The 26,918-nt window shown below is 56.7% G+C and carries 23 protein-coding genes; 11 read left to right on the plus strand and 12 right to left on the minus strand.

What is annotated here, in order from left to right:
* Positions 1-28: 28 nt before the first annotated feature.
* Both spoT and AACY09_RS14415 read left to right on the plus strand, forming a co-directional pair.
* Complete coding sequence (gene spoT, locus AACY09_RS14410; protein ID WP_339488985.1) at positions 29-2,137, plus strand: bifunctional GTP diphosphokinase/guanosine-3',5'-bis pyrophosphate 3'-pyrophosphohydrolase; 2,109 nt, start codon at positions 29-31, stop codon at positions 2,135-2,137.
* A 63-nt stretch (positions 2,138-2,200) separates the two neighbouring features.
* Positions 2,201-2,581: a RidA family protein gene (locus tag AACY09_RS14415; protein WP_339488986.1), complete on the plus strand. Its 381-nt coding sequence runs from the start codon at positions 2,201-2,203 to the stop codon at positions 2,579-2,581.
* 62 nt (positions 2,582-2,643) lie between these two features.
* Here AACY09_RS14415 and AACY09_RS14420 read toward each other — a convergent pair whose 3' ends face one another.
* Positions 2,644-3,510, minus strand: a complete 867-nt coding sequence (locus tag AACY09_RS14420; RefSeq protein ID WP_339488987.1) for an SDR family oxidoreductase — start codon at positions 3,508-3,510, stop codon at positions 2,644-2,646.
* A 98-nt stretch (positions 3,511-3,608) separates the two neighbouring features.
* Here AACY09_RS14420 and AACY09_RS14425 point away from each other — a divergent pair, with 98 nt between their 5' ends.
* The 3 genes from AACY09_RS14425 to AACY09_RS14435 all read left to right on the plus strand — a co-directional run bounded on the left by AACY09_RS14425 (position 3,609) and on the right by AACY09_RS14435 (position 8,154).
* Entirely contained in the window at positions 3,609-4,535 is a 927-nt protein-coding gene (locus AACY09_RS14425) for a hydrogen peroxide-inducible genes activator (RefSeq protein WP_339488989.1), read from the plus strand.
* Positions 4,536-4,543: 8 nt separating this feature from the next.
* Positions 4,544-6,619, plus strand: a complete 2,076-nt coding sequence (gene recG / locus AACY09_RS14430; RefSeq protein WP_339488990.1) for an ATP-dependent DNA helicase RecG — start codon at positions 4,544-4,546, stop codon at positions 6,617-6,619.
* Between the two features lie 128 nt (positions 6,620-6,747).
* Positions 6,748-8,154, plus strand: a complete 1,407-nt coding sequence (locus AACY09_RS14435) for an aminoacyl-tRNA deacylase and HDOD domain-containing protein (RefSeq protein ID WP_339488992.1) — start codon at positions 6,748-6,750, stop codon at positions 8,152-8,154.
* A 162-nt stretch (positions 8,155-8,316) separates the two neighbouring features.
* Here AACY09_RS14435 and AACY09_RS14440 read toward each other — a convergent pair whose 3' ends face one another.
* The 11 genes from AACY09_RS14440 to glcD all read right to left on the minus strand — a co-directional run bounded on the left by AACY09_RS14440 (position 8,317) and on the right by glcD (position 20,316).
* On the minus strand, positions 8,317-9,054 hold the full coding sequence (locus tag AACY09_RS14440) for a hypothetical protein (RefSeq protein WP_339488994.1): 738 nt from the start codon (positions 9,052-9,054) through the stop codon (positions 8,317-8,319).
* A gap of 106 nt (positions 9,055-9,160) precedes the next feature.
* Positions 9,161-9,553 (minus strand): helicase, encoded by a 393-nt coding sequence (locus AACY09_RS14445; protein WP_339488995.1) that lies wholly within the window; start codon positions 9,551-9,553, stop codon positions 9,161-9,163.
* A gap of 272 nt (positions 9,554-9,825) precedes the next feature.
* Positions 9,826-10,098, minus strand: a complete 273-nt coding sequence (locus tag AACY09_RS14450; protein ID WP_010487690.1) for an HU family DNA-binding protein — start codon at positions 10,096-10,098, stop codon at positions 9,826-9,828.
* A gap of 185 nt (positions 10,099-10,283) precedes the next feature.
* The gene (locus AACY09_RS14455; protein ID WP_339488996.1) at positions 10,284-11,432 is read right to left on the minus strand and encodes an NAD(P)/FAD-dependent oxidoreductase; all 1,149 of its coding nucleotides are present in this window, start codon (positions 11,430-11,432) and stop codon (positions 10,284-10,286) included.
* Positions 11,433-11,699: 267 nt separating this feature from the next.
* Complete coding sequence (locus AACY09_RS14460; RefSeq protein ID WP_339488998.1) at positions 11,700-11,867, minus strand: rubredoxin; 168 nt, start codon at positions 11,865-11,867, stop codon at positions 11,700-11,702.
* A 135-nt stretch (positions 11,868-12,002) separates the two neighbouring features.
* Complete coding sequence (locus AACY09_RS14465) at positions 12,003-13,703, minus strand: L-lactate permease (RefSeq protein ID WP_339488999.1); 1,701 nt, start codon at positions 13,701-13,703, stop codon at positions 12,003-12,005.
* Between the two features lie 188 nt (positions 13,704-13,891).
* Entirely contained in the window at positions 13,892-16,057 is a 2,166-nt protein-coding gene (locus AACY09_RS14470; RefSeq protein WP_339489000.1) for a malate synthase G, read from the minus strand.
* Positions 16,058-16,115: 58 nt separating this feature from the next.
* Positions 16,116-16,517, minus strand: a complete 402-nt coding sequence (locus AACY09_RS14475) for a heme-binding protein (protein ID WP_339489001.1) — start codon at positions 16,515-16,517, stop codon at positions 16,116-16,118.
* Between the two features lie 14 nt (positions 16,518-16,531).
* Positions 16,532-17,749 carry a glycolate oxidase subunit GlcF gene (gene glcF / locus AACY09_RS14480; RefSeq protein WP_339489002.1) on the minus strand — a complete coding sequence of 406 codons (1,218 nt, stop codon included), beginning with the start codon at positions 17,747-17,749 and terminating at the stop codon, positions 16,532-16,534.
* 3 nt (positions 17,750-17,752) lie between these two features.
* On the minus strand, positions 17,753-18,817 hold the full coding sequence (gene glcE / locus AACY09_RS14485) for a glycolate oxidase subunit GlcE (RefSeq protein ID WP_339489004.1): 1,065 nt from the start codon (positions 18,815-18,817) through the stop codon (positions 17,753-17,755).
* Positions 18,817-20,316 (minus strand): glycolate oxidase subunit GlcD, encoded by a 1,500-nt coding sequence (gene glcD / locus AACY09_RS14490; RefSeq protein ID WP_339489005.1) that lies wholly within the window; start codon positions 20,314-20,316, stop codon positions 18,817-18,819. Before glcD ends, glcE begins: the two co-directional genes overlap by 1 nt.
* A 262-nt stretch (positions 20,317-20,578) precedes the next feature.
* On the opposite strand from glcD, the gene glcC reads away from it, so the two are divergent.
* The 6 genes from glcC (at position 20,579) to AACY09_RS14520 (ending at position 26,810) form a co-directional block, all read left to right on the plus strand.
* Complete coding sequence (gene glcC, locus AACY09_RS14495) at positions 20,579-21,352, plus strand: transcriptional regulator GlcC (protein WP_339489006.1); 774 nt, start codon at positions 20,579-20,581, stop codon at positions 21,350-21,352.
* Between the two features lie 280 nt (positions 21,353-21,632).
* Positions 21,633-22,187, plus strand: coding sequence for a chorismate--pyruvate lyase family protein (locus AACY09_RS14500; RefSeq protein ID WP_339489007.1), 555 nt, complete (start codon positions 21,633-21,635; stop codon positions 22,185-22,187).
* 62 nt (positions 22,188-22,249) lie between these two features.
* Positions 22,250-23,158 (plus strand): 4-hydroxybenzoate octaprenyltransferase, encoded by a 909-nt coding sequence (gene ubiA / locus AACY09_RS14505; protein ID WP_339489008.1) that lies wholly within the window; start codon positions 22,250-22,252, stop codon positions 23,156-23,158.
* A 116-nt stretch (positions 23,159-23,274) separates the two neighbouring features.
* Positions 23,275-23,964: a phosphate regulon transcriptional regulator PhoB gene (phoB, locus tag AACY09_RS14510; RefSeq protein ID WP_087519238.1), complete on the plus strand. Its 690-nt coding sequence runs from the start codon at positions 23,275-23,277 to the stop codon at positions 23,962-23,964.
* Between the two features lie 82 nt (positions 23,965-24,046).
* On the plus strand, positions 24,047-25,354 hold the full coding sequence (phoR, locus tag AACY09_RS14515; RefSeq protein WP_339489009.1) for a phosphate regulon sensor histidine kinase PhoR: 1,308 nt from the start codon (positions 24,047-24,049) through the stop codon (positions 25,352-25,354).
* 115 nt (positions 25,355-25,469) lie between these two features.
* Positions 25,470-26,810 carry a hemolysin family protein gene (locus AACY09_RS14520; protein ID WP_339489010.1) on the plus strand — a complete coding sequence of 447 codons (1,341 nt, stop codon included), beginning with the start codon at positions 25,470-25,472 and terminating at the stop codon, positions 26,808-26,810.
* The last annotated feature ends 108 nt before the right edge of the window (positions 26,811-26,918 follow it).

Here is a 26,918-nt window from a genome sequence, read left to right on the forward strand (position 1 = left end):
GTCACAACGCTCAGCAGGAGAAAATCTCATGCCGAGCCTAGACGCCCTCGCCGAACGACTTTCGACCTATCTCGGTCCCGACCAGGTCAACTTGGTCCGCCGAGCCTATTACTACGCTGAACAAGCCCACGACGGCCAACGCCGCCGCAGCGGCGAGGCCTACGTCACGCACCCGCTGGCAGTCGCCTGCATCCTTGCTGAAATGCACATGGACCATCAAAGCTTGATGGCCGCGATGCTGCATGACGTAATCGAAGACACTGGTATCGCCAAGGAAGCCCTGCAAGCGCAGTTTGGCGAGTCCGTGGCGGAATTGGTCGACGGGGTCAGCAAATTGACCCAGATGAACTTCGAAACCAAGGCCGAAGCACAAGCCGAAAACTTCCAGAAAATGGCCATGGCCATGGCCCGCGATATTCGCGTGATCCTGGTCAAGCTTGCCGATCGCCTGCACAACATGCGCACGCTTGAGGTGCTGTCCGGCGAAAAACGCCGACGCATTGCCAAAGAAACCCTGGAAATTTACGCCCCTATTGCTAACCGTCTCGGCATGCACAGCATGCGCGTAGAGTTCGAGGATCTTGGCTTTAAAGCCATGCACCCGATGCGCTCCGAGCTGATTCGCGCCTCGGTCCGACGCGCGCGCGGCAACCGCAAAGAGATCGTTAACAAGATCGAAGAATCGCTGGTCCACTGCCTTGAGCGCGAAGGCCTCGAAGGCGGCGTACTTGGCCGCGAGAAGCACCTGTACGGCATTTATCAGAAGATGCGCGGCAAACGCCGGGCCTTCAACGAGATCATGGACGTCTACGCGTTCCGCATCGTGGTCGATAAGGTCGACACCTGCTACCGCGTACTTGGCGCTGTGCATAACTTGTATAAGCCGCTGCCCGGTCGCTTCAAAGATTACATCGCGATTCCCAAAGCCAACGGCTACCAGTCACTGCACACCACCTTGTTCGGCATGCACGGCGTGCCCATCGAAATCCAGATTCGCACCCGCGAAATGGAAGAGATGGCCAACAACGGTATCGCGGCCCATTGGCTGTACAAATCCAACGACGACGAACAGCCTAAGGGCACCCATGCGCGTGCTCGCCAATGGGTCAAAGGCGTGTTGGAGATGCAGCAAAGAGCGGGCAACTCGCTGGAGTTTATCGAGAGTGTAAAGATCGACCTGTTCCCGGACGAGGTTTACGTCTTTACCCCGAAAGGTCGCATCATGGAGCTGCCAAAAGGCTCCACCGCCGTCGACTTCGCCTACGCGGTGCACACCGACGTCGGCAATACCTGTATTGCCTGTCGTATTAATCGTCGCCTCGCGCCCTTGTCTCAGGCGCTTGAAAGTGGCTCCACGGTGGAAATTGTCAGCGCCCCGGGCGCACGCCCGAACCCGGCATGGCTTAATTTTGTGGTCACGGGTAAAGCCCGCACCCATATCCGCCATGCGCTTAAACAGCAGCGCCGCTCCGAATCGATCAGCCTTGGTGAGCGACTGCTCAATAAAGTCCTCGCCAGCTTTGAATACAACCTCGAGAAAATACCCGCAGAGCGCATTCAGCATGCCCTCGCAGAATACAAGCTGGACGTCATCGAGGACCTGCTCGAAGACATCGGCCTGGGCAACCGCATGGCCTACGTGGTCGCACGCCGCTTACTTGCCTCCGAAGGCGAGGAGCTGCCAAACACCGAAAGTCCGCTGGCAATTCGCGGCACCGAAGGCTTGGTGCTGAGCTACGCCAAGTGCTGCACACCGATTCCAGGCGATCCAATCGTCGGTCACCTCTCGGCCGGAAAAGGCATGGTTGTGCACCTCGAAACCTGCCGCAATATCGGCGATGTGCGCAACAACCCGGAAAAATGTATTCAGTTGTCGTGGGCGAAAGATGTCACCGGCGAATTCAATGTTGAATTGCGCGTTGAGCTTGAACATCAGCGCGGCTTGATTGCCTTGCTGGCGAGCAGTGTTAACGGCGCTGACGGTAACATCGAGAAGATCAGCATGGATGAGCGCGACGGACGTATTAGCGTGGTGCAGCTTGTGGTCAGCGTACATGACCGTGTGCACCTGGCCCGCGTGATCAAGAAGCTGCGCGCACTCAAAGGCGTCATGCGCATCACCCGCGTCAAGGCCTAAGCGCCGCTCACCTATTGCCTAAAACAGGCGCTCGTCTGTTTTCCATTAACCAAGGAGCATTCCATGAGCAAAAGCGTAATCACCAGCGACAAAGCACCCGCAGCCATCGGCACCTACTCTCAGGCGATCAAAGCTGGCAACACTGTGTATATGTCTGGTCAGATTCCACTTGATCCGAACACCATGGAGCTGGTTGAGGGTTTCGAAGCGCAAACCGTTCAGGTATTCGAGAATCTGAAATCTGTTGCTGAAGCAGCTGGCGGCACCTTCAAAGATATCGTCAAACTCAATATCTTCCTCACCGACCTGTCGCACTTCGCCACCGTTAACGAAGTAATGGGCCGTTATTTCCAACAGCCTTACCCGGCTCGTGCAGCGATTGGTGTTGCTGCTCTGCCAAAAGGCGCACAAGTAGAAATGGACGCCATTCTGGTTATCGAATAAGTCCAAACGGCTTATGGCCAGCGACTCGGCTGGCCATAAGTGTCGACTGCGCTTAACCCCGCTTATTTTTCCTGATCCAAACCCTGCAAAATCGCCCCGTAGCCTTGTTGATAACTGGCGTATTTTGGTGTCCAGCCCAGTGCCTTGGCCCGAGCATTACTGCAGCGCTTACTCCCCGCTCGGCGCACTGTCGATTCTTCAGCCCAATGGCTAACTCCTAACTGCTCACGCAACCAGATCACCACTTCGTGCAAGGGTGCAGGCGCATCATCCACACCGATATAACAATCGTCCAGGGCCACACCGCTTGCATCCGCTTGCAGCAGAAACGCCAGCAGTCCGGCAGCATCATCAACATGAATACGATTGCCATAGAGCGGAGGCTCGCTGGCCACGCGATAGCCTTGGCGTACCTGATTGAGCAGCCACTCGCGCCCGGGGCCGTAGATTCCGGTCAGGCGCAGCACCGTCGCGGCAATACCAGAATCCAATGCCAGTTGCTCGGCCTCACGCATGACCTTGCCGGAGAAGCCCGTGGCCTCGGTAGCTGAGGTTTCATCAACCCATCCACCGTCTTGCTGGCCGTACACCCCACTGCTCGAAACAAAGATCAGGCGTTTCGGGGTTTGCCCATGTTTAGCCAACCAGGCAAGGACATGGCGCAAACCATCAATATAGGCAGTGCGATAACCGGCTTCATCGTGCACAGTGGCCGCAGCGCTGTATACCAGATAATCCAGCGACCCTGCAGGCCAGTCAGCGGGGCATTGGGCACCACTTAAATCACCTGCAACCGGAATGATAGGTGCCGGCAACCGCTGCACCGAACGGCGCAGGCCGTAGACGGTCCAACCCTCGGCGGCCAGCTGCAAACCCAAGCGCGTGCCTACATCACCGCAGCCAGCAATCAATACTTGCGATACTGTCATCACAATAATCCCCACTATTTATTCGTCTTACAGTTTAGCGCTGTTGGTTCCACGCATTGCAAAGGCTATGCTTAGCCGCAACTTAATGGATAAATACTATGACTCTGACTGAACTGCGCTACATCGTCACCCTGGCTCATGAACAGCATTTCGGCCGTGCGGCTGAGCGTTGCCATGTCAGCCAGCCAACGCTGTCGGTTGGAGTGAAGAAACTGGAAGATGAGCTGGGTGTGCTGATCTTCGAGCGCAGTAAAAGTGCTGTCCGCCTGACGCCTGTTGGCGAAGGCATTGTCACTCAGGCGCAAAAGGTGCTTGAGCAAGCGCAAGGCATCCGAGAGTTAGCCCAAGCCGGTAAAAACCAGTTGGCGGCGCCGTTGAAAATCGGCGCGATCTATACCGTCGGCCCCTACCTGTTCCCCCATTTGATCCCGCAACTGCACCGCGTTGCACCGCAGATGCCGTTGTACATCGAAGAAAACTTCACCCACGTGCTGCGCGACAAACTGCGCACCGGGGAACTGGATGCGGTGATTATCGCGTTGCCCTTCCAGGAAGCCGATGTACTGACCTTGCCGCTCTACGATGAACCCTTTTATGCCCTGCTGCCGGCCGGACACCCATGGACCGAGCTGAAAAGCATCGACAGCAAGCTGCTCAACGACAAAAGCTTGCTGCTGCTTGGCGAAGGCCATTGTTTCCGCGATCAGGTGCTAGAAGCCTGCCCGGCGCTGCGCAAGGGTGGCGACAACAATGCCAAGCACACCACGGTTGAGTCCAGTTCACTGGAAACCATCCGGCACATGGTCGCATCCGGCCTTGGTGTATCGATTTTGCCGCTCTCGGCAGTCAACAGTCATCACTACGCGCCCGGGGTGATTGAAGTGCGTCCGCTGGCAGCACCTGCACCATTTCGAACCGTTGCAATTGCCTGGCGCGCCAGCTTCCCACGGCCCAAGGCAATTGAGATCCTGGCTGATTCGATTCGCCTTTGCTCGGTGGTCAAACCACAGACGCCAAACGAGTAAGGATTGGCATGACGGAGTTAGCAACGGTTTCAGTCACCGCGCTGAAAGGCGTTGGCGCGGCGCTGGCTGAAAAGCTGGCCAAGGTCGGACTGGAAACGCTTCAGGACGTGCTGTTCCACCTGCCGCTGCGCTACCAAGACCGTACGCGCATCGTGCCGATTGGTGCCCTGCGGCCGGGTCAGGACGCTGTAGTTGAAGGCGTGGTTGCAGGCGCCGATATCGTCATGGGTCGTCGCCGCAGCCTGCTGGTGCGCCTACAAGACGGCAGCGGCACCCTGAGCCTGCGCTTTTACCATTTCAGCCAGGCGCAGAAAGAAGGGCTGAAACGCGGCACCCATGTGCGCTGCTACGGCGAAGTCCGCCCAGGCTCATCAGGGCTGGAAATCTACCACCCGGAATACCGTGCCACCTCCGGCACAGAGCCTATTGCTGTCGAGCAAACCCTGACTCCGATCTACCCGACGACCGAAGGCCTGACCCAGCAACGCCTACGCCAACTCAGTGAGCAAACCCTTGCCCGACTTGGCCCGCACAGCCTACCTGACTGGTTACCCGCAGCGCTCGCCGATGAATATCAGCTACAGCCGCTGGACCAAGCGATCCGCTACCTGCACCGACCACCGCCCGATGCCGACCTTGAAGAGCTTGCTGAAGGCCGACACTGGGCGCAACACCGTCTGGCATTTGAAGAGCTGCTGACTCATCAACTGTCGCTGCAGCGACTGCGGGAAAGTTTACGCGCCCAACATGCCCCCGAACTGCCAGTCGCGACCCGCCTACCGGCGCTGTTTCTCGATCATCTGGGCTTTCAACCCACAGGTGCGCAACGGCGCGTAGGTGCAGAGATCGCCTATGATCTGGCCCAGCCAGAACCGATGCTACGACTGGTTCAGGGCGATGTTGGCGCGGGTAAAACCGTGGTTGCCGCCTTTGCTGCGCTGCAAGCGTTAGAGGCGGGCTACCAAGTCGCACTCATGGCCCCGACCGAGATTCTCGCCGAGCAGCACTTTATCAACTTCAGTAAATGGCTCGCACCGCTGGGGCTTGATGTGGCATGGCTGGCCGGTAAGCTCAAGGGCAAAACGCGGGCGGCTGCACTGGAGAAGATAGCCAGTGGCGTGCCGATGGTGGTCGGCACCCATGCCTTGTTTCAAGAAGAGGTAAAGTTTGCTCGCCTGGCTTTGGTGATCATCGATGAACAACACCGCTTTGGCGTGCAGCAGCGCTTGGCCCTGCGCCAGAAAGGCGTCGGCGGACGCCTGTGTCCGCACCAGTTGATCATGACTGCAACCCCCATTCCGCGCACGCTGGCAATGAGCGCCTACGCTGACCTCGATACCTCGATCCTCGATGAGCTGCCGCCGGGCAGAACGCCGGTCAATACCGTGCTGGTGGCTGACAGTCGCCGTTTCGAAGTGGTCGACCGGGTCCGCTCAGCCTGTAATGAGGGGCGTCAGGCCTATTGGGTCTGCACCTTGATCGAGGAATCTGAGGAGCTGACCTGCCAAGCCGCAGAAACCACCTTTGAAGACCTCACTGCAGCACTCGGCGGCCTGCATGTTGGCTTGATCCACGGCCGCATGAAGCCTGCCGAAAAAGCCGCGGTGATGGACAAATTCAAACAGGGCCAATTGCAGTTGCTGGTCGCGACCACGGTAATTGAAGTCGGTGTGGATGTGCCTAACGCGAGCTTGATGATTATCGAAAACCCCGAGCGTTTGGGCCTCGCTCAACTGCACCAGCTGCGTGGCCGGGTCGGTCGCGGCAGCGCAGCCAGCCATTGCGTACTGCTTTACCATCCCCCGTTGTCGCAGATCGGGCGCCAGCGCTTGGGCATCATGCGTGAAACCAGCGACGGCTTTATCATCGCCGAAAAAGACTTGGAATTACGCGGCCCAGGTGAAATGCTCGGCACTCGCCAGACCGGCCTGCTGCAGTTCAAAGTTGCCGACCTGATGCGAGATGCCGATTTACTGCCCGCAGTCAGAGACGCCGCCCAGCAATTACTGCAGGATTGGCCCAATCACGTCAGCCCGCTCCTCCATCGCTGGCTGCGCCATGGTCAGCAATACGGCCAAGTTTGACGACCAGCGGTATAGCTTGTTGCAACACGCCCGATACAATGGACGTAGACGCCTCCAGCAACCCCGCGTAGCACTGCTTTTGAACTGAATTTGTTGTTTTTACTCGCGCATTAACGTCGGATTTTCTAATGAATGAAGCCAACACCGCACTCGACAACTCACTGCAGCCGCCTTTGGTTATCGTGCAATTTCTGCAAAAGCTTGGGGTGACATTCAGCGTTCGCCGTAAACACAACAATTTGCCTGCAGCGCAATGCGTTCAGGCGGTCATGCTTGAGGATGCCGTCGGACCGCTGCTGGTGTTGTTCAGCCAAGACCAACTGCTCGACCTGAACCGCCTTGCCGACCTGACGGGGCGCAAACTGGTGACGGTCACAGCAGAGCGCCAGCAACGCATGCTCAGCAAGCACGGGCTGTCTGAGCTGCCCGCGCTGCCGCCGCTACTGAATTCGCCCTGCCTTTATGATGACCGCCTACTTAAAGCACCCTCGGTGTTTATCGAGTCAGGGCAAAGCGGCCTGCTGCTAGAAATCCCCAGCGCCGACCTCCAGTTATTGTTGAGCAAGTCCAGCGCGGCCTTGCTCGGTGAGCCGCTGAAAAACATCAAGCTCAATCTCGACCGCCCCGACGATGATCGCCGCGAAATCACCCACGCCGTACAAGCCTTTACGGCAAGGCGTATTCAGCAACGTCTCGAGGAAACTATCGAGATTCCACCGTTGCCTGAGTCCGCGCAGAAAATCATCAAACTGCGCGTCGATCCCAACGCTACTATCGATGACATCACCGGTGTCGTCGAAACGGACCCCGCCCTCGCCGCACAGGTTATCAGTTGGGCGGCATCCCCTTATTACGCTGCACCGGGCAAGATTCGCTCCGTTGAGGATGCCATCGTCCGCGTGCTGGGCTTTGATCTGGTGATCAACCTGGCGCTCGGCCTGGCCTTGGGTAAAACCTTGAGCCCACCGAAGGACCAGCCGCAGCAATCAACCCCCTATTGGCACCAAGCGATTTATACCGCAGCGGTAATCGAAGGTCTGACGCGGAGCATGCCGCGCGCAGAGCGCCCAGAGTCTGGCCTGACCTACCTTGCAGGCTTGCTGCATAACTTCGGTTACCTGGTCTTGGCCCATGTGTTCCCGCCGCACCTGTCGTTGATTTGCCGGCACATTGAGGTCAACCCGCACCTGACTCACAACTACATCGAGCATCACCTGCTGGGCATTAGCAGTGATCAGATTGGCGCATGGCTGATGCGCTCCTGGGATATGCCAGAAGAACTGGCCAATGCCCTGCGCTTTCAGAACGATCCCGATTACAACGATGTCAATGCGGTTTACCCACGGTTGGTCAACCTGGCCGTCCACTTGCTGCGCAACCGAGGAATAGGCTCCGGTCCAAGCTCCGATGTGCCGCAAAGCCTGCTCGACTCACTGCAAATTAACCGTGAGAAAGCTGAGGCAGTGGTCAGTGAAGTGCTCGCCGCCGAAGTGGCATTGCGTGAGCTGGCGTCATTGATCCACCCCACGCATTAAGCTACTTGATCCAAGGTCTCGGGTGGCTGAGGCTTTTTTTTCAGCCACCATTAATGGCAACGTAGGCTGGCCTACGAACCAACCCTTGAGCCCATCGCTATCTGATCCATGGGGCCCACGCTGCGCGTTGTCCGCCCTGAGATTCGCGAGCCAAACACCGTTTCAGGGCAACTGTGCCCTGCGCTCAGCGAATAATTGCGGCAATGCCTGCAAGCTAAGGTCGAGCAGTTGCTTGACTGGCGCCTGCTCGTACAACGCCGCGTATTCGCTGAGCCGGTCACTGGGAATACGCCGATAGGCAAACAGCATATAGCTCTCGACGGCTTTCTGACTTGAATCCTGCAGCGCTTGCTGATGCTCAATTGTCTTGGCAGTCAGACCCTGCTCGTCCAAGCTCTCACCCCGCGCTTTAAGCGCCATAAGGGCTTGGGTTTTACCGGATTCGTAGCGCAGCAGGGTCGCCATTTGTGTCGTGCGGGCGGCCCTATCAAGGCGCTGCACCAACTCCAGCCGGCTGGCTCTTGGTGGACGCTCCGCCAGCTGTTTGCGGTAATCGCCCAGTTGCTCTGCACCCTCGCTGGCAACCGCGCGTTCGGCCAGCGTGAAACGCTCTGCCAGCGGGCTGCTGAGCAACTGCCGGGCCTGCTCCAACTGCACCTGATCCATCTGGGGCGCGAGTTTCTTGGCCAAATCGCCGCAGAGCGGGTCACCCGCAAACAGCTTGTCGACTTGAGCACGCTGGGTGTCATCCAAACCACGCTGCATCAAAGGCAAAGTTTGATCACAGAGCAGCCGCACACCAGACAGCTCAAATATGGCAGCGAAGTCCTCGACCTTTGCCGGTGCGGCCTGAGTCAAAGGAGCTATGGCCAAGCACAGCAGGGTCAGCAAAATACGCATTGGTCAGCTTCCGGGGCATAGGTTTAAAGCGCAAGCAGTGGCTTGTTGAGTTAAACAGGTTTGCCCGCACACTAGCATGTTGTCAGTGCCCGCTGACAGGTGTCACTCAGGCGGCTTTTTTGGCGCTGCCTGGTTTTTTTGGCACCAAGTATTTGGTCAGACCCTGAAACCAGATAACCAAGGCTGGATTGCCCTGAATCTGAATATCCTTATTCTGGATACCCTGCATAAAGGCCAGCTGCTTGTTCTTGGCATTCATGGTCGCAAAACCGTAGGCGCCATCTTTAAAACCGAGCGCAAATGCCGGCTCGACCGCGGGGCCACGCTTGCTGCTGATGCGCTGGTCTTTAACAATAAAGTGACGAGCAATTTTGCCGTCAAGGGTATGCAACTGAAAGACCATATCGCGATCAACAAGCTGCTCTTGAAACTTGGGATTCTCACGACTCGCCTTAGCCATCAGGCGGCCCAACATCCACAGGAGAAAACGGAACTTCATGTGCACAGTCTCGACATTAGAATGATTCGGCCGGCGCATTGTAGCGGTTTGACGCAAGGACTACATCCCGCCTAAAGCGTTGTGCGAACGGGTGCATGGTGCAGGCAGGAAAACCGCTCTGAGGGCAGAAAAAATTGATCAAACCAGCGTACCGAAGGCTGTTTTCTTCTTAGCCAGACAACCGCTAAACGTGGTCTTTCCCCTAAGAAACCAAAAAGCCCCGCAGTACGGGGCTTTTCAGAATCGATCAGCAAAAGCGAAACGATTACAACTCAGTTGACCGCATCTTTCAGGGACTTGCCCGGTTTGAACGCTACTGTGTTGCTGGCTTTGATTTTTACGGGTTCACCAGTTTGTGGGTTTTTACCGGTACGAGCACCGCGATGGCGCTGTATGAAAGTACCAAAGCCGACCAAGGTCACACTGTCTTTACGATTCAGTGCACCGGTGATTTCTTCCAGTACGGCGTTAAGTACACGATTTGCCTGATCTTTACTCAGATCAGCTTTTTCCGCAATTGCGGCGGCGAGTTCTGGTTTACGCATGGTTGCCCCTTTGACGGTTTGTTTTTGTTGTGTCCGTGCTGCCCCAAGAGCAGCGCCCATGGCGCCGCAACAGCTCTGCGCTGCGGCAGACTGAAGGAGAATGGCATGCGTTTAAGAGCAGCGCCAGTACTGATCGGCAGTTAAACCGAGCAATTTTGTGGCGTAACCGACAGATCGACTGCTATTTACGCCAACAGGGCTGGAAGCACCTTATTTAGAGCCAGTTTTTCTTGCACGGCCGTACCTGTAAGCGCGTAACCCAAGAGTGCACCAGCGCTGTCATGGCAAAGCGCCTTGATGTCAGATCCGCTGCCTTCGACTGTCCATTCGCCGTGCTGACCAAGCGGTGGCGGTGAGACCACCAGTGGGCATGCCGGGGTTTTAACCGTCACTGGCATGGCGCCGTAGCTCACGCTGGTTGGGTTACCTGCCAGCGTCTGCGCCAAGGCCCTTGCACAGGTCATAAGGGGCATTACATACAGCAGATTCAGGCCGTCCACTTCAGCACAATCGCCCAAAGCGTAGATATTGGCGTGGGAGGTGGCTAACTGGCGGTCAACCATGACCCCGCGATTAATCTGCAACCCTGCCGCTGCTGCAAGCTCGGTACGCGGACGCAAGCCGATGGCGGAAAGTACCAAATCACACTCAATGACAGTACCGTCGGATAAATGCGCCTCAAGCGCAGTTCCCTTGTGATTGAGGCTCGCCAGTACCGGACCAAGGTGAAAGCGTGCACCGAGACCTTCAAGGGCAGTTTGCACCGCTTTAGCGGCAGCAGGATGCAACAGCGCGGGCATCACTTGCTCACAGGGTGCGACCAGCTCGACCTGATAACCGCCTAGCGTCATGTCGTTGGCAAACTCACAGCCGATCAAGCCGACGCCCATCACCAGCACCCGTTTTTTGCTGGTCGAGGCGCTGCGGAATTTGGCGTAATCCTCAAGATCGTTGATCGAGAAGATGGCACCTTGCGCATCACCCTCGACCGGAACCTGCATGACCTGCGCGCCGCACGCCAGAACCAAGTCGCGGTACGGAATGGCTTCTTCACCCACCCACAGTTGCTTGTGGCCGGCATCAATACCGGTAATACGGGTATGAGTGCGCACCTCCGCCTTAAGCTGCTCGGCCATCGCCCCTGGCTCGGCCATGCTCAAGCCATCGGCATCTTTGTTCTTGGCAAAACCGGTTGAGAGCATCGGCTTTGAATAGGAGCGACCGTCATCGGTAGTGATCAGCAAGAGTGCCGTTTCGCTGTCGAGCTTACGAAACTCACGGGCCAGGTTATAACCCGCCAGACCAGTACCAACGATAACTACAGGTGCGCTCATGCGATGTTCCTTTGAGTGAATGCCTGCGCACCACAGCGGGTTGCGGCTTGATAATAAAAAGACAATAAACTACGGCTTGCCCTATACGCTGGAAAGGGCCGCACAGGGTTAATGCCGAACGACCTTAACCAATTATCCTTGGCGCGCCAAATCAATCCCTGTGGCATCCAGTTGTTGCCATAAAAAACGGCGACCGAATGGGTCACCGTTTTAGGTGTATCCCTGGTCGGTGAAGCACCAACCAGGTTATCCAGCCTTGGCCGTGGATTAACCGATTTCGATCATCTCGAAATCCATCTTGCCGACGCCGCAGTCCGGGCACAGCCAATCTTCTGGCACATCTTGCCACAGCGTTCCCGGTTCTATGCCGTCATCCGGCCAGCCCAGGCGCTCATCGTAAATCAGACCACATACCACGCACTGCCACTTCTTCATATCAACCTCAGGTGAATCTCACGGGGGCAAACTACCGTAAATGCGTCAGTGCGCCAAGCTGTTGGCCGATGATTATCCGCAAGGATTCGGCCAACTTTAGTTTGGATTTGCCCGGCAAAAGCCGGGCAGTAACTGTCAGCCCGCAGCTAAAAGCGGGTCGCTGATGCCGATACCGTACATCGCAATCATAGTCAGGCTACCGGCTGCCAAGAGGTAATACAGGGTTGGCAGCATGGTTTTGCGCAATGTAATACCTTCACGACCCAACAAGCCCACAGTGGCAGAGGCCGCCACCACGTTGTGAATCGCAATCATGTTACCGGCCGCCGCACCCACCGACTGTGCAGCCACCATCATCGCTCCAGACACCCCAAGCAAATGCGCAGCGTTGAACTGGAATTCCGACAGCATCAGGTTGGACACAGTATTTGAACCCGCGATAAATGCACCCAAGCCACCGACAGCAGGCGCAAACAGTGGATAGATACTGCCCACACTGTCAGCGACAAGCTGTGCCATCGCCACAGGCATCGACACCAGATCAGAACCGTTCACTCCTGAGTTGATCAGGATACGCACCATCGGAATGGTGAAGATCAACACGAAGCCAGCGCCCAGCAATGTGCGGCTCGACTCACTCAGTGCTGCTTTCATTTCACTGAAACGCATGCGATGCAGGAAGAAGGTTACCAACACCACAATGCACAGTATGCCGCCAGGTAAGTACAGCGGCTCCAGCGTACCAGAGACCCCTGTTTCACCCAGAATGTCCTTCCAGCCAAAACTGAACGAGAGCATGGCGGCTTTAAGCTCCGGGAACACCCGTGATGCCACGAGGAACACTGCCAGCAACAAGTAAGGCGCCCAAGCCATAGGTACCGAGATCGGGGTTTTCCCGGCCAGGTCGTCGATTTTCATCTCCAACTTGCCCATCCACTCTGCTGGCCAGTCTTTAGCCTCAGCAAAGTCCCAGGTCTCTTTAGGCAGCAAGAAACCGGCTTTTGCCGCCGGTACAACGATGGCCAAGCCAACCATTGCGCCGATCATGGATGGGAACTCTGGACCGAGGAACACGCCAGCCGCCATGTACGGAATGACAAAGCACAGCCCACAGAAAATGGCGAATGGCGCCATCACCAAACCTTCTTTCCATGACTGATTCTTGCCGAAGAAACGGGTCATGATCGAGATCATGATCAGCGGCATGAAAATACCAATCAGGCCGTGGGTGATCACCACACGCGAGACGATCATCTGGAAGAAGACGTCCCAGTTGCTGCCCAGGGTGATTAACTGCTCGCTCAGCCCGGCCTTATCCAAACCGCCCGCAACCCCCACCAGCATCGGCGTACCCACTGCACCGAAGGATACCGGTGTCGACTGCACCATCATCCCCAATACCACTGCAGCCAGCGCAGGGAAACCCAAGGCCACCAACAACGGCGCAGCAACAGCCGCCGGCGTACCAAAGCCCGAAGCGCCTTCAATAAAGCAACCAAACAGCCAAGCAACAATCAGCGCTTGCACGCGACGGTCCGGGCTAATGCCCGAGAAGCCACGGCGAATCGCACTGATACCACCCGAATGCTTGAGGGTGTTCAGCAGCAGAATCGCGCCGAAGATAATCCACAAAATTGCAGCAGTCAGAATCAACCCCTGCAAGCTTGATGCGACCACCCGGACCATGGACATATCCCACGCCGAGAGGCCGATAATTGCGGTGAGGATGAAGACCACGGGCATTGCGTATTTAGCTGGCCAACGAAAGCCAATCAGTAATACGCCCGCGAGTATCAATGGCACAAAGGCCAATATGGACAACAGTGTTTGACTCATTTGGTTGGTTCCTTGTTCTTTTTGTGAACCACATATTTTCCGGGTCTTACCCGGCGCCACGCACTCAGTCCTGGGTGGTCTACCCCAGGACTAGCTGACGCCAACTCCAGCGTATAACCGGAGGCGACGCCAATGCTCAAAAGCCCCGACAGCTAAAAGCGGTCGGGGCCAGATATTACAGTTGCTGCTCAGGCATGCTTCAGCTTGAAACGCTGACGCCATGCATGAAGCAAAGGTTCGGTGTAACCGCTTGGCTGCTCACGGCCTTTGAACACGAGATCACTGGCCGCTAAATACGCGGCCGACTGGGCAAAATCAGGCGCCATCGGCCGGTACAACGAGTCACCCGCATTCTGTTGATCAACCACGGCGGCCATGCGCTGCAAGCTCGCTTCAACCTGTTGCGCACTGACAATACCGTGATGTAGCCAGTTGGCGATGTGTTGACTGGAAATACGCAAGGTGGCGCGGTCTTCCATCAAGCCCACGTTATGAATATCCGGGACTTTCGAGCAGCCAACACCCTGTTCAACCCAGCGTACAACGTAGCCCAGAATGCCTTGGCAGTTATTGTCCAATTCTTGCTGGATGTCACTTTCACTCCAGCTTGGCTCAACCGCCACCGGCACACTGAGCAAGTCTTTAAGCAGGCTGTCGCGCTGCGCATTAAGATCAATCAGCTCCAGCTCTCGCTGCACCGCTTGTACATCAATCTGGTGGTAATGCAGGGCGTGCAGCACTGCTGCGGTTGGCGAAGGCACCCACGCAGTATTGGCGCCGGCTTTTGGATGACCGACTTTCTGCACCAGCATATCGGCCATCAAATCCGGCATGGCCCACATGCCCTTGCCGATTTGCGCTTTACCACGCAGACCACAGGCCAAGCCGACCAGCACGTTGTTACGCTCGTAGGCTTGAATCCATGGTGTCGATTTCATATCGCCTTTACGCAACATAGGCCCGGCTTCCATCGCCGTGTGCATCTCATCGCCGGTGCGATCAAGGAAACCGGTATTGATGAAGGCCACGCGCCCAGAAGCAGCAGCAATACACGCCTTGAGGTTAACGCTGGTGCGCCGTTCCTCATCCATAATGCCCATTTTCAAGGTGTTCTTGGCCATGCCCAGCAAGGCTTCGATACGGCCAAACAACTGGTCGGCAAAGGCAACTTCTGCCGGGCCATGCATTTTCGGTTTAACGATGTAGACGCTGCCAGTGCGCGAGTTACCCTTGCGCTGCAGATCATGCAAGGCAATCAGGCTGGTCATCACGCCGTCGAGAATACCTTCGGGAATCTCATTGCCATGACCGTCGAGAATCGCCGGATTGCTCATCAAGTGGCCGACGTTACGCACGAACATCAGTGAGCGACCATGCAATGTCAGCTCATCGCCCGCACCTGTCTGGTACTGACGATCGGGATTGAGACGACGAACGATCTGCTTACCGCCCTTCTCCAGCGTTTCCGTCAGATCACCTTTCATTAATCCGAGCCAGTTGCGATAAATCACCACTTTGTCGTCGGCATCAACAGCCGCAACTGAGTCTTCGCAATCGAGAATGGTCGACAGGGCCGCCTCGATCAGCAAATCTTTTACACCCGCAGCATCAGTCCGGCCGATTTCGCTGCTCGGATCAATTTGAATCTCAATGTGCAGGCCGTGATTCTTCAGCAAGATGGCGCTCGGCGCCGCCGCCGAACCTTGCAAACCGACAAACTGCTCAGGGGCTTGCAAGCCAACCGATGAACCGTCCGCCAAGCCGACCTGCAACTGGCCCCCGACCACGCTGTAGCGCACCGCATTAACATGGGAGCCGTTGGCTAAAGGTGCAGCTTGATCCAGCACATTACGGGCAAAAGCGATAACTTTGGCGCCCCGCACCTGGTTATAGCCCGGCCCCTTCGTGGCGCCGTCAGCCTCGGAGATCGCATCAGTACCGTAGAGCGCGTCGTAGAGCGAACCCCAACGCGCGTTGGCGGCGTTCAATGCGTAACGCGCATTCATCACCGGTACCACCAACTGCGGGCCGGCTTGATTGCTGATCTCAGTATCAACATCGCGGGTGCTGACACTGACCGATTCAGGTTGCGGTAACAAATAACCAATCGACTCTAAATACTTGCGATAGCCCGGCATATTGGTAACTGGACCCGGATTAGCACGATGCCAATCATCCAGCTCAAGCTGCAGCCGGTCACGCTCAGCCAACAGCTCGCGATTAAGCGGCGCCAGGTCGTGCACCAACTGATCGAAACCGGCCCAGAACGCCTCGGACTCCAGCCCAGTGCCCGGCAGCACTTCTTCATCAACAAAGCGCTTTAGATTGGTGGCTACTTGCAAGCGGTTGGTCATGTTCATCACTCCATAAATTGTCACTGGGCCGACACTCGGGGCAGGCGCTCAAATCGATTTAAATCAGGCTTTTTACGCCGGCTTTGGCTACTTGCGCGTCCTGATCGGCTTTGACCCCCGAGACACCAATTGCACCGACCACCTGGCCATCAACCACCAGCGGCACCCCGCCTTCCAATGAGGTCAGCAGTGGCGCCGACAGAAATGCGTTGCGCCCGCCATTGACCATGTCTTCGTAGCCCTTCGACTCGCGTCGCCCCAAGGCCGAAGTACGGGCCTTTTCAGTGGCGATGTAGGCACCAATAGGTGCGCAGCCATCAAGACGTTCCAGCGCCAGCGGGTGACCGCCGTCATCGACTACGGCAATGCTCACCGCCCACTGGTTTTGCTGAGCCTCGTTACGCGCTGCAGCGATAACCCGGGTTACTTCTTGCTGGCTCAAAATAGCTTTGGTTTGCATGACAGGGGTCCTAATTAATTAAGGGCTTCTTCAACCAGCTCGATCCAGTGTCTAACTGGCGTGCGTCCTGCACCATCCAAGTGGGTCTGACAGCCAATATTGGCGGTGACGATGACCTCGGGTTTACCGCTCTCGAGGGCATTCATTTTGTTGTCTCGCAGCTGTTTCGACAGCTGAGGTTGCGTCAGTGAATAGGTGCCAGCAGAACCACAACACAAGTGGCTGTCAGGCACAGCGGTAAGGTTAAAACCAATGCGGCTCAGCACGGCCTCAACGGCGCCGCCGAGCTTCTGCGCATGCTGCAAGGTGCAGGGGCAATGAAAGGCCAGGCGTGTGTCTGAAGCGGCACCCAGGTTTTCGACTGGCTCATCACGCAGCACCTCGACCAAGTCTTTGGTCAGCGCGCTAACCCGTTGCGCTTTGGCGGCATACGCCGGATCGTGCTTGAGCATATGCCCGTAATCTTTAACGAAAGCGCCGCAGCCGCTAGCGGTTTGTACAATTGCCTCGGCGCCAGACTCTATCGCCGGTAACCAGGCATCAATGTTGCGCCGGGCACGGTCGAGACCGGCTTCCTGGGCGTTCAAGTGATAGTCCACCGCGCCGCAACAGCCCGCTTGTTGAATAGGTGTCACGCTGATGCCCAGCTTATCCATCACCCGTGCCGCTGCCGCATTGGTGTTCGGTGACAACCCCGGCTGCACGCAGCCTTCGAGCATTAATACCCGGCGGGCATGGTTCACGGCTGGTCGAGCCTTGGCTGGACGCACTTCACGGGGCAATTTGTTTTTGAGGGTTTCCGGCAATAGCGGGCGAAACACCTGGCCCACCTGAGTCAACGCTTTAAACAGGCTCGGCCGTGGTGTTATCAAGCGCAGGCTTTCGCGCAGCATGCGATCACCGGTTGAGCGCGGCACCGCTGCATCCACTACAGCGCGACCGATATCCAGCAGGTTGTGATAGTCGACACCGGAAGGACAAGTGGTCTCGCAGTTACGACAGGTCAAACAGCGGTCCAGGTGTTGCTGGGTTTTCGCCGTGACCTGATTGCCTTCAAGCACTTGCTTGATCAGGTAAATGCGCCCACGGGGGCCATCCAACTCATCGCCCAGCAATTGGTAGGTCGGGCAGGTCGCATTGCAAAACCCGCAATGCACACATGAGCGCAAAATGCTTTCAGCTTCTTCAGCACGGGGCAGACGCTTGGCTTGTTCGCTTAGATTGGTCTGCACGGCTTAAACCTCGGGGTACATGTGGCCGGGGTTGAAGATCCCTTGCGGGTCCAACTGGGCCTTAAGCTGACGGTGATAACGCGCCAGCGGTGCACTTAACGGCGGCATCGGCTGCTCGCACGCCCCCGCAGTAAAACAGGTCACATGACCGCCGACTTCATCGACAATCCGGCGAATCGACTGAGCGTCGCTGTCTGACTTCAACCAGCGCTGCGCGCCGCCCCAATCAATCAGTTGTTCACCCTGCAGCGCCAACACTCCGGTGTTGTTCGGCACAGAAATGCGCCACAGCGGCTTGTCGCTGCCAAAAAACGGCAACTGATGTTCATTGAGTTGTTGCCAGTAATCAGCGTCGAGCAGTTCACAACTCAGGCGTTCACGTGCCGAGGCAACGGAGCCCTCCCCGCCTTCAAGGCGCAGGTGCAAGGCGTTATCGTGATAACTGGCGGCGCTGATCGGAATCGGCTGCTGGCCCCATTCGGCCAAGTTCTTCAAGGCAGTCTCGACATCGACCTCAAAGCGCAGGCTGACGCACTCACGCGGTTTGGGCAGGACCTTCAGCGAGACTTCGGTCAGCAAGCCGAGACAGCCGAGGCTGCCGGCCATCAAGCGCGAAACGTCATAACCAGCAACATTCTTCATGACTTCACCGCCAAACCGCAGGTGCTTGCCGAACCCGGTGATAACCCGGGTGCCCAGCACCAGATCACGCACTGCACCCGACCAAGGCCTGCGCGGCCCCGACAAACCTGCCGCAACCATACCGCCAACTGTGGCCCCCTCGGCAAAGTGCGGCGGCTCGCAGGTGAGCATTTGACCGGCCTCTTCGAGCGCCGCCTGCAGATCAATCAATGGCGTACCGGCGCGGGCGGTAATCACCAACTCAGTAGGGTCGTAGCTGACAATGCCGCAGTGGGCGCGGGTATCGAGCACTTCGCCGTCAACCTTGCAGCCCAGAAATGCTTTGCTGTTAGCCCCTTGAATACGCAGCTTGGTGCCGCTGTTGAGGGCCTGGTTCACTTGCTCCAGCAGCGCTGTGCTGGCGTCTGCATCGTGGCGCACAACCATTAAAAACGCTCCAGTTCAGGAAATGGCAATTGACCGTGATGCACATGCATGGAGCCAAACTCGGCGCAGCGGTGCAAGGTGGGAATGTTCTTGCCCGGATTGAGCAAGCCACTCGGGTCAAACGCCGCTTTCACGGCATGGAACAAGGTCAATTCATCGCTGTTGAACTGTGAGCACATTTGATTGATTTTCTCGCGGCCGACGCCGTGTTCACCGGTGATACTGCCACCGACTTTCACGCACAGCTCCAAGATCTTGCCGCCCAGCGTTTCGGCGCGCTCAAGTTCACCCGGTTGGTTGGCATCAAACAGAATCAGCGGGTGCATGTTGCCGTCACCGGCATGAAATACGTTGGCGACGCGCAGACCATACTCGTCGGAAAAATCGGCAATGCCTTTGAGTACACCGGGCAATTCGCGACGCGGAATAGTGCCATCCATGCAGTAGTAATCCGGGGAAATACGCCCAACCGCCGGGAATGCATTCTTACGCCCGGCCCAAAACCTAACGCGCTCGGCTTCATCACGGGCGAGGCGAACCTCAGTCGCACCGGCAGCCTCAAGTACGTGTTTGACCCGGTCGCAGTCCGCATGAACATCCGCCTCAACGCCGTCTAGTTCGCAGAGCAAAATGGCTTCGGCATCCACCGGGTAACCGGCATGAATAAAATCTTCTGCTGCGCGGATCGCCAGATTGTCCATCATCTCCAGGCCACCTGGAATAATCCCCGCAGCGATGATGTCACCCACTGCGCGACCGGCCTTCTCAACCGAGTCGAAACTGGCCAGCAAGACTTTGGCGACTTGCGGCTTGGGCAGCAGCTTGACGGTGACTTCGGTGACAATCCCCAGCATGCCTTCGGAACCGGTAAACAGCGCCAGCAAATCGAAGCCAGGCGAGTCCAGCGCATCACTGCCCAGGGTCATGCGCTCACCTTCGACGGTGAGAATCTCGACTTTGAGCAGGTTGTGTACAGTTAAGCCATATTTCAGGCAGTGCACGCCACCGGCATTCTCGGCCACATTGCCGCCAATCGAGCAGGCAATTTGCGAAGACGGGTCGGGCGCGTAATACAGTTCATAAGGTGCAGCGGCTTGAGAGATGGCCAGATTACGCACACCCGGCTGGACGCGGGCGAAGCGCGCTGCTGGATCGATTTCGAGAATTTTGTTGAAGCGCGCCATCACCAGCAAAATGCCTTGTTCCAACGGCAACGCGCCGCCAGACAAGCCGGTACCTGCGCCTCGCGCAACCACCGCGACCTGGCGCTGATGGCAAATCTTCAACAGGGTTTCGACCTGTTCAATGTGCTCGGGCAACGCCACCATCATTGGCGTGGTGCGATACATCGACAAACCATCGCACTCGTAGGGTTTGAGGTCTTCTTCAGTGTGCAGCACGTCGAGATCAGGCAAACGTGTTTGCAGCTCACTTAGGAGCGCCGCCTTATCGACCTTAGGCAGCACGCCATCGACTCGCTCGTCGTAAACAATGCTCATAGCAGGCTCATTTCAACCGCAACATTCTTGTTATTGACGGGGCGCACCTTAGAAAAAGCTCGCACCGACTCGTTATGGGCTCTATGTGTAAGCCTCTCCCGGCCACGCGTCTAGCGTCACAGCCACTGGTACGACCAGTTTGTTAGCTGTAGGTCTTATTGATTACCGGCTATAAAGCCCACAATCATTGAGTGTTAGGTTTATATTGATTGAACCTTAAACAACAATTAAAAACTGGTCCTACCAGTGAACAAGGATGCACATGCCTATAGAAACCAGCACAGCCAGACGTCAGGTTTGCGATGTGGTTGCCGAGCGCATTGAGCGGCTTATTGTCGACGGGGTTCTTAAGGTTGGCCAACCACTGCCATCGGAAAGACGGCTGTGCGAGAAACTTGGCATATCCCGCTCAGCCCTGCGTGAAGGGCTGAAAGTGCTGCGCGGGCGCGGCATCATCGACACGGCCCAAGGCCGTGATTCGCGGGTGGCGCAACTTACCGGGACGCGTGATGCCAGCCCATTGATGCACCTGTTCAGCTCACAACCGCGCACCTTGTTTGACCTGCTCGAAGTACGCGGCCTGCTTGAAGCTGAATCGGCACGTCTGGCCGCCCTGCGCGGGACCGATGCAGACTTTGTTCTGCTGACCCGGCGCTATGAAGAAATGCTCGCCGCACACAGCGACACCCGCGAGATTGATGCTCGCGAGCATGCGCGGCTTGACCATGCGTTTCATCTGGCCATCTGCGAGGCGTCACACAACCCGGTGCTGCTGCATACGCTGCAATCTTTGACTGATTTGATGCTTAACTCGGTGTTTGCCTCGGTCAACAACCTTTACCACCGCCCACTGCAAAAGCGTCAGATCGACCGCCAGCATTCGCGCTTGTATCACGCGGTGATCGAACGCCTGCCAGAACAAGCGCAACGTGCCGCACGCGAACATATCCACAGTATCCGTGACAACCTGCAAGACATTGAGCTTGAAGAACAACGCCTAGTGCGCGCAACCATGCGCCTAGAGGGCTGGGCATAAGTCAGAAACCCCTACAAAACTACTGCACTAGATATTACTGGGGCAGCCCATACTGCGTTAAAAAACCACTCACAGCCTTCAGGCTGAACGTACTTTAGTACGGCCCCGAAGGCGTGAGCAGAGCGAATCAAATGCTCATTTAGGCCAACTAAAGTCGAACGCGACCCCGGTCGTTTCTCGCATTTTTTTGCCTTGTACTACCTTCGCTCGCGACATTTTTCAGAGGTTCCTTAGTGCGTGATAAACTCGCGCCCCTCAAAAACACCCGTGAATTGAGCCCGTGCCCCATACCGAGCTAGTCCATCTGCCACGCTGGTTTACCGCCAGCCAATTGCAACCGTCGCCGACTGCCGAGGTGCATGACTGGTTGTTTATCAATCAAGACTCGCTGACTCAGCGCCTGATGAGCCTGTCGGCCGATAATTTCAGCGTAACGCCCCTATTCGAAGGCTGGCAGCAGTTGCGCCAAGATGAGTGCGCGGCACTAAATGTTGCCGAAGGCAGCGAGGGCTGGGTACGCGAAGTGTATTTGCGCGGTCACGGTGAACCCTGGGTATTTGCCCGCAGCGTCAGCGCACGCAGTGCGTTGGAAGGTTCAGGGCTGGAATTGGCGCAACTGGGTACACGTTCACTCGGCGAACTCTTGTTCAGTGATCAAGCCTTCGATCGCGGCGAGTTACAAGCTTGCCATTACCCGGCAGCGTGTTTGCCCGCTGCGGTGCAAGCAGAACGATTGTGGGCACGGCGCTCATGTTTTAGTCGCGGCACGCTGGCAATTTTGGTCGCCGAGGTATTTTTACCTGCGTTCTGGACAGCGACACAAATCGAGCGTTAACAACCAAGAAGTTCTGCGCACTGCCCGTATAATTCGCGCAACTGCTACGGAGAAGCCGCCCGATGTACACCCACCTGTTGCAATCACTCAACCGCCTGCACCCGCGTTGCTGGGACTTTATTCAGCTGACCCGGATGGATAAGCCAATCGGCATCTATTTGCTGCTCTGGCCAACGCTGTGGGCGTTGTGGGTCGCGGCCGAAGGCATGCCGAGCCTGAAAAACCTGTTTATCTTCGTTTTTGGCGTCATCTTGATGCGCGCTGCGGGCTGCGTGATTAATGACTATGCCGACCGCAACTTCGACGGCCACGTTAAACGCACCAAACAACGCCCGCTCGCCAGCGGCACCATTAAGCCGCGGGAGGCGCTGATCTTCTTTGCCGTGCTGGTCGCGCTGAGTTTTATCCTGGTGCTGTTCACCAATCCAGCCACCATCTGGCTGTCATTCGGCGGCGTCGCGCTCGCGGCGTGCTACCCCTTTATGAAGCGTTACACCTTTTACCCACAGGTGGTGCTTGGCGCTGCATTTTCCTGGGGCATGCCGATGGCCTTCACAGCTGAAACCGGTAGCGTGCCAGCCGAGGCATGGCTGCTGTATATCGCCAACCTGCTGTGGACAGTGGCGTACGATACGTATTACGCCATGGCCGACCGCGAGGATGATTTGAAGATCGGGGTTAAATCCACCGCCATTTTATTTGGGGACGCCGATCGCATCATTATTGTGACGCTGCAAGGCTTGGCCTTGTTGTGCCTGGTAATGGCGGCGGCACGCTTCCATTTGGGCGTGTATTTCCACTTGGGTCTATGGGTTGCCGCTGGCTGCTTCGCCTGGCAGTTCTGGAGCACCCGTGAGCGTGAGCCTATGGCCTGCTTCAAAGCGTTTCTGCATAACCACTGGGCCGGACTGGCGATTTTTATCGGCCTGGTTGCAGATTACGCTTTGCGCACGGCCCCCGTAGCGGCTTAAGTAAACGCGGGACAAGCACCTGATTTATAGCCATCTTGCGTATATCTGTCATATGACTGCAATAATTCCGTTATCTAATGCAGCGCATGACAGTTGAACCTACCGAGGCAGGAACCATGGTTGGCAAGAATATCCTGATCGTCGATGACGAAGCTCCGATCCGCGAAATGATTGCGGTCGCACTGGAAATGGCCGGCTATGAATGCCTGGAAGCTGAAAATACTCAGCAGGCCCACAGCATCATCGTTGACCGTAAACCCGATTTGATTTTGCTTGACTGGATGCTGCCTGGCACATCAGGCATCGAGTTGGCGCGGCGCCTCAAGCGTGATGAGATGACTGGGGATATCCCGATCATCATGCTTACCGCCAAAGGCGAAGAAGACAACAAGATCCAGGGCCTTGAAGTAGGCGCTGATGACTACATCACCAAACCGTTTTCGCCGCGTGAACTGGTTGCACGCCTTAAAGCCGTGCTACGCCGTGCCGGACCAAGTGACAATGAAGGTCCAATCGAAATTGGCGGCCTGCTGCTTGATCCGGTCAGCCATCGCGTGACAATCGACGGCAAACCCGCCGAAATGGGCCCGACCGAATACCGCTTGCTGCAGTTCTTTATGACCCACCAAGAGCGCGCTTACACCCGCGGCCAGTTGCTCGACCAGGTCTGGGGCGGCAACGTCTACGTGGAAGAGCGCACAGTCGATGTGCATATCCGCCGCCTGCGCAAAGCCTTGGGCGAGGTCTACGAAAATCTAGTACAAACCGTACGTGGCACCGGGTATCGTTTCTCCACCAAAAGCTGAACCCAGCTGGCTGGAATAAGAGAATCGCTGACAACTACTTGCTGGCGATAAGCGAAAGGATTGCTTGGCGGATGAGCACTAGGTGAATAGAAATTGGCAAGGCGCTGTAGTGCGCCGTCTGCTGTTGCTGGTCAGCGCCTGCTTGCTGGTCGGCCTGGTGACTGGCGAATACGCATGGGCACTGGTCATCGGCCTTGCCGGCCACCTCGGCTGGACCTTAAGCCAACTGTTGCGTTTGCACAAATGGCTGCAAGAACACAAACCCGATGAGCCGCCGCCGGATGGCTACGGCATGTGGGGTGAAGTCTTCGACAGTATTTATCACCTGCAACGCCGTGATCAAAAAGTGCGTGGCCGCCTGCAAGCGGTGATCGACCGCGTTCAGGAATCCACCGGCGCCTTGAAAGACGCAGTGATCATGCTCGATAGCCAGGGTAATCTGGATTGGTGGAACATCGCCGCCGAAACCTTGCTGGGGCTTAAAACGCCGCAAGACAGCGGCCAACCGATTACCAATCTGGTGCGTGACCCGCGCTTCAAAGAGTATTTCGAGGGCAATAATTTCCATGACCCTCTCGAATTGCCTTCACCGCTGACGGATCGTCGTCGGCTGCAATTTCAGATCACCCGTTATGGCAACCACGAACACCTGCTGCTGGTGCGTGATGTCACCCGCTTGCATCAACTTGAGCAGATGCGCAAAGACTTCGTCGCCAACGTATCCCATGAACTGCGCACACCGCTGACAGTGATCGCTGGCTACCTAGAAACCCTGCTCGACAACGTTGAGGCGGTAAACCCACGATGGGTGCGAGCCTTGCAACAGATGCAAGAGCAAGGTGGGCGTATGCAAAGCCTGCTTAATGACCTGCTGCTGCTGGCCAAGCTTGAAGCCACCGACTACCCATCCGACAACCACCCGGTAGCCGTTGATGTGATGCTGCAATCGATCCAGAGTGATGCTCAGGCGCTGTCCGGCGAACGAAAGCATCGGATAACCTTGGAAGCAGACCCGCAGTTGAAACTCAAAGGCAGCGAGGCCGAACTACGCAGCGCCTTCTCCAACCTGGTGTTCAATGCGGTGAAATACACCCCTGACCAGGGTGAGATTCATATTCGTTGGTGGGGCGATGTCAGCGGTGCGCATTTATCGGTGAAAGACACCGGCAATGGCATTGAGGCTAAGCATATACCGCGCCTGACGGAGCGCTTTTATCGCGTGGACTCCAGTCGCGCCAGCAATACCGGAGGCACGGGCCTGGGCTTGGCCATCGTCAAACATGTGTTGCTGCGCCACCGGGCACTGCTGGATATCAGCAGTGTGATGGGCAAAGGCAGTAATTTCACCTGCAATTTCCCGCCGATGCAGGTGGTACGCAGTACCCCTTAGATTGATGCATGTGAAGCCTGCCAATGCGCCGGCAACGCAATTAGCTTATTGGCAGGCTTGCAAAGCTGAGCGTCTGCCCCCAACCTTTAGCGGTCATTAGTTACTTGAACCCTGTATGGACCCCTCGACTGGTTATTCTGCTGCAAGCTACTTCGCCGACTTCGGCCTCATTCTGTTTGCTCTGTTTCTGGTTCTGCTCAACGGCTTTTTCGTTGCTGCAGAATTCGCCATGGTCAAACTGCGCTCGACCAAAGTTGAAACGCTCGCCGCCAAAAATGGCTGGCGTGGGCATATCCTGCGCACCGTACACAACCAACTCGACGCCTATTTATCAGCCTGTCAGTTGGGGATCACCCTCGCCTCACTCGGCTTAGGCTGGGTCGGTGAACCGGCATTTGCACAGGTGCTCGAACCCTTGCTGGCCAATGTCGGCATTGAGTCGCCCAAGCTCATCAGTGGCATCGCCTTTTTCAGCGCCTTCTTCATCATCTCTTATTTGCATATTGTGATTGGCGAGCTGGCCCCAAAATCCTGGGCAATCCGCAAACCGGAACTGTTGTCGTTGTGGACAGCTGGCCCGCTGTACCTGTTTTACTGGGCGATGTACCCGGCTATATTTTTGCTTAACGCCAGTGCCAACGCCATTTTGCGCATTGCAGGCCAAGGTGAGCCCGGTTCTCACCATGAACACCACTACAGTCGCGATGAGCTCAAGCTGATCCTCCACTCAAGCCGCGCCCGTGACCCGAATGATCAAGATATGCGCGTGTTGGCCTCAGCCGTCGAGCTGGGTGAGCTGGAAGTGGTCGACTGGGCCAACTCTCGCGAAGACTTGGTCTACATCGACCTGAACGCCCCGCTGGACGAAGTGTTCAGCGTGTTCCGCCGCCACAAGTACAGCCGCTATCCAGTGTTTGACGAAACCTTGGGTGAATTTGTCGGCGTACTGCACATCAAAGACTTGCTGCTGCATTTGTCGCTACTGGAAATGCTGCCTTCGGCGCTGAATATTAGCGAACTGATGCACCCCCTGGAGCGGGTCAGCCGCCATATGCCCCTGTCGGATCTGCTGGAGCAATTCCGCAAGGGCGGCTCGCACTTCGCCCTGGTGGAAGAAGCAGACGCCAAGGTGATCGGTTACCTGACCATGGAAGACGTACTCGAAGCCTTGGTCGGTGACATTCAAGACGAACACCGCAAGACTGAGCGCGGCATCCTCGCCTATCAGCCCGGTAAGCTACTGGTGCGCGGCGATACACCGCTGTTCAAAGTCGAGCGCTTGCTCGGCATCGACCTTGACCATATCGAAGCCGAAACCCTCGCGGGACTGATCTACGAAACGCTCAAGCGCATGCCAGAAGAGGAAGAAGTACTCGAAGTGGAAGGCCTGCGCATCATCGTCAAGAAGATGAAAGGCCCCAAGATCGTTCTGGCTAAAGTCATCCAACTGGACTGACCAGTTGGCGTGCCCCTCCGAAGCGAATGCCACCAGCGCACCATTGGCCAGCGCCCCTCTTTGCATAACTGCCTGAATCTGAAATCCCGTTGAAGCGCCTGGTACGGC

This window comes from Pseudomonas sp. EL_65y_Pfl2_R95 (assembly GCF_963971045.1).
Taxonomy (GTDB): domain Bacteria; phylum Pseudomonadota; class Gammaproteobacteria; order Pseudomonadales; family Pseudomonadaceae; genus Aquipseudomonas.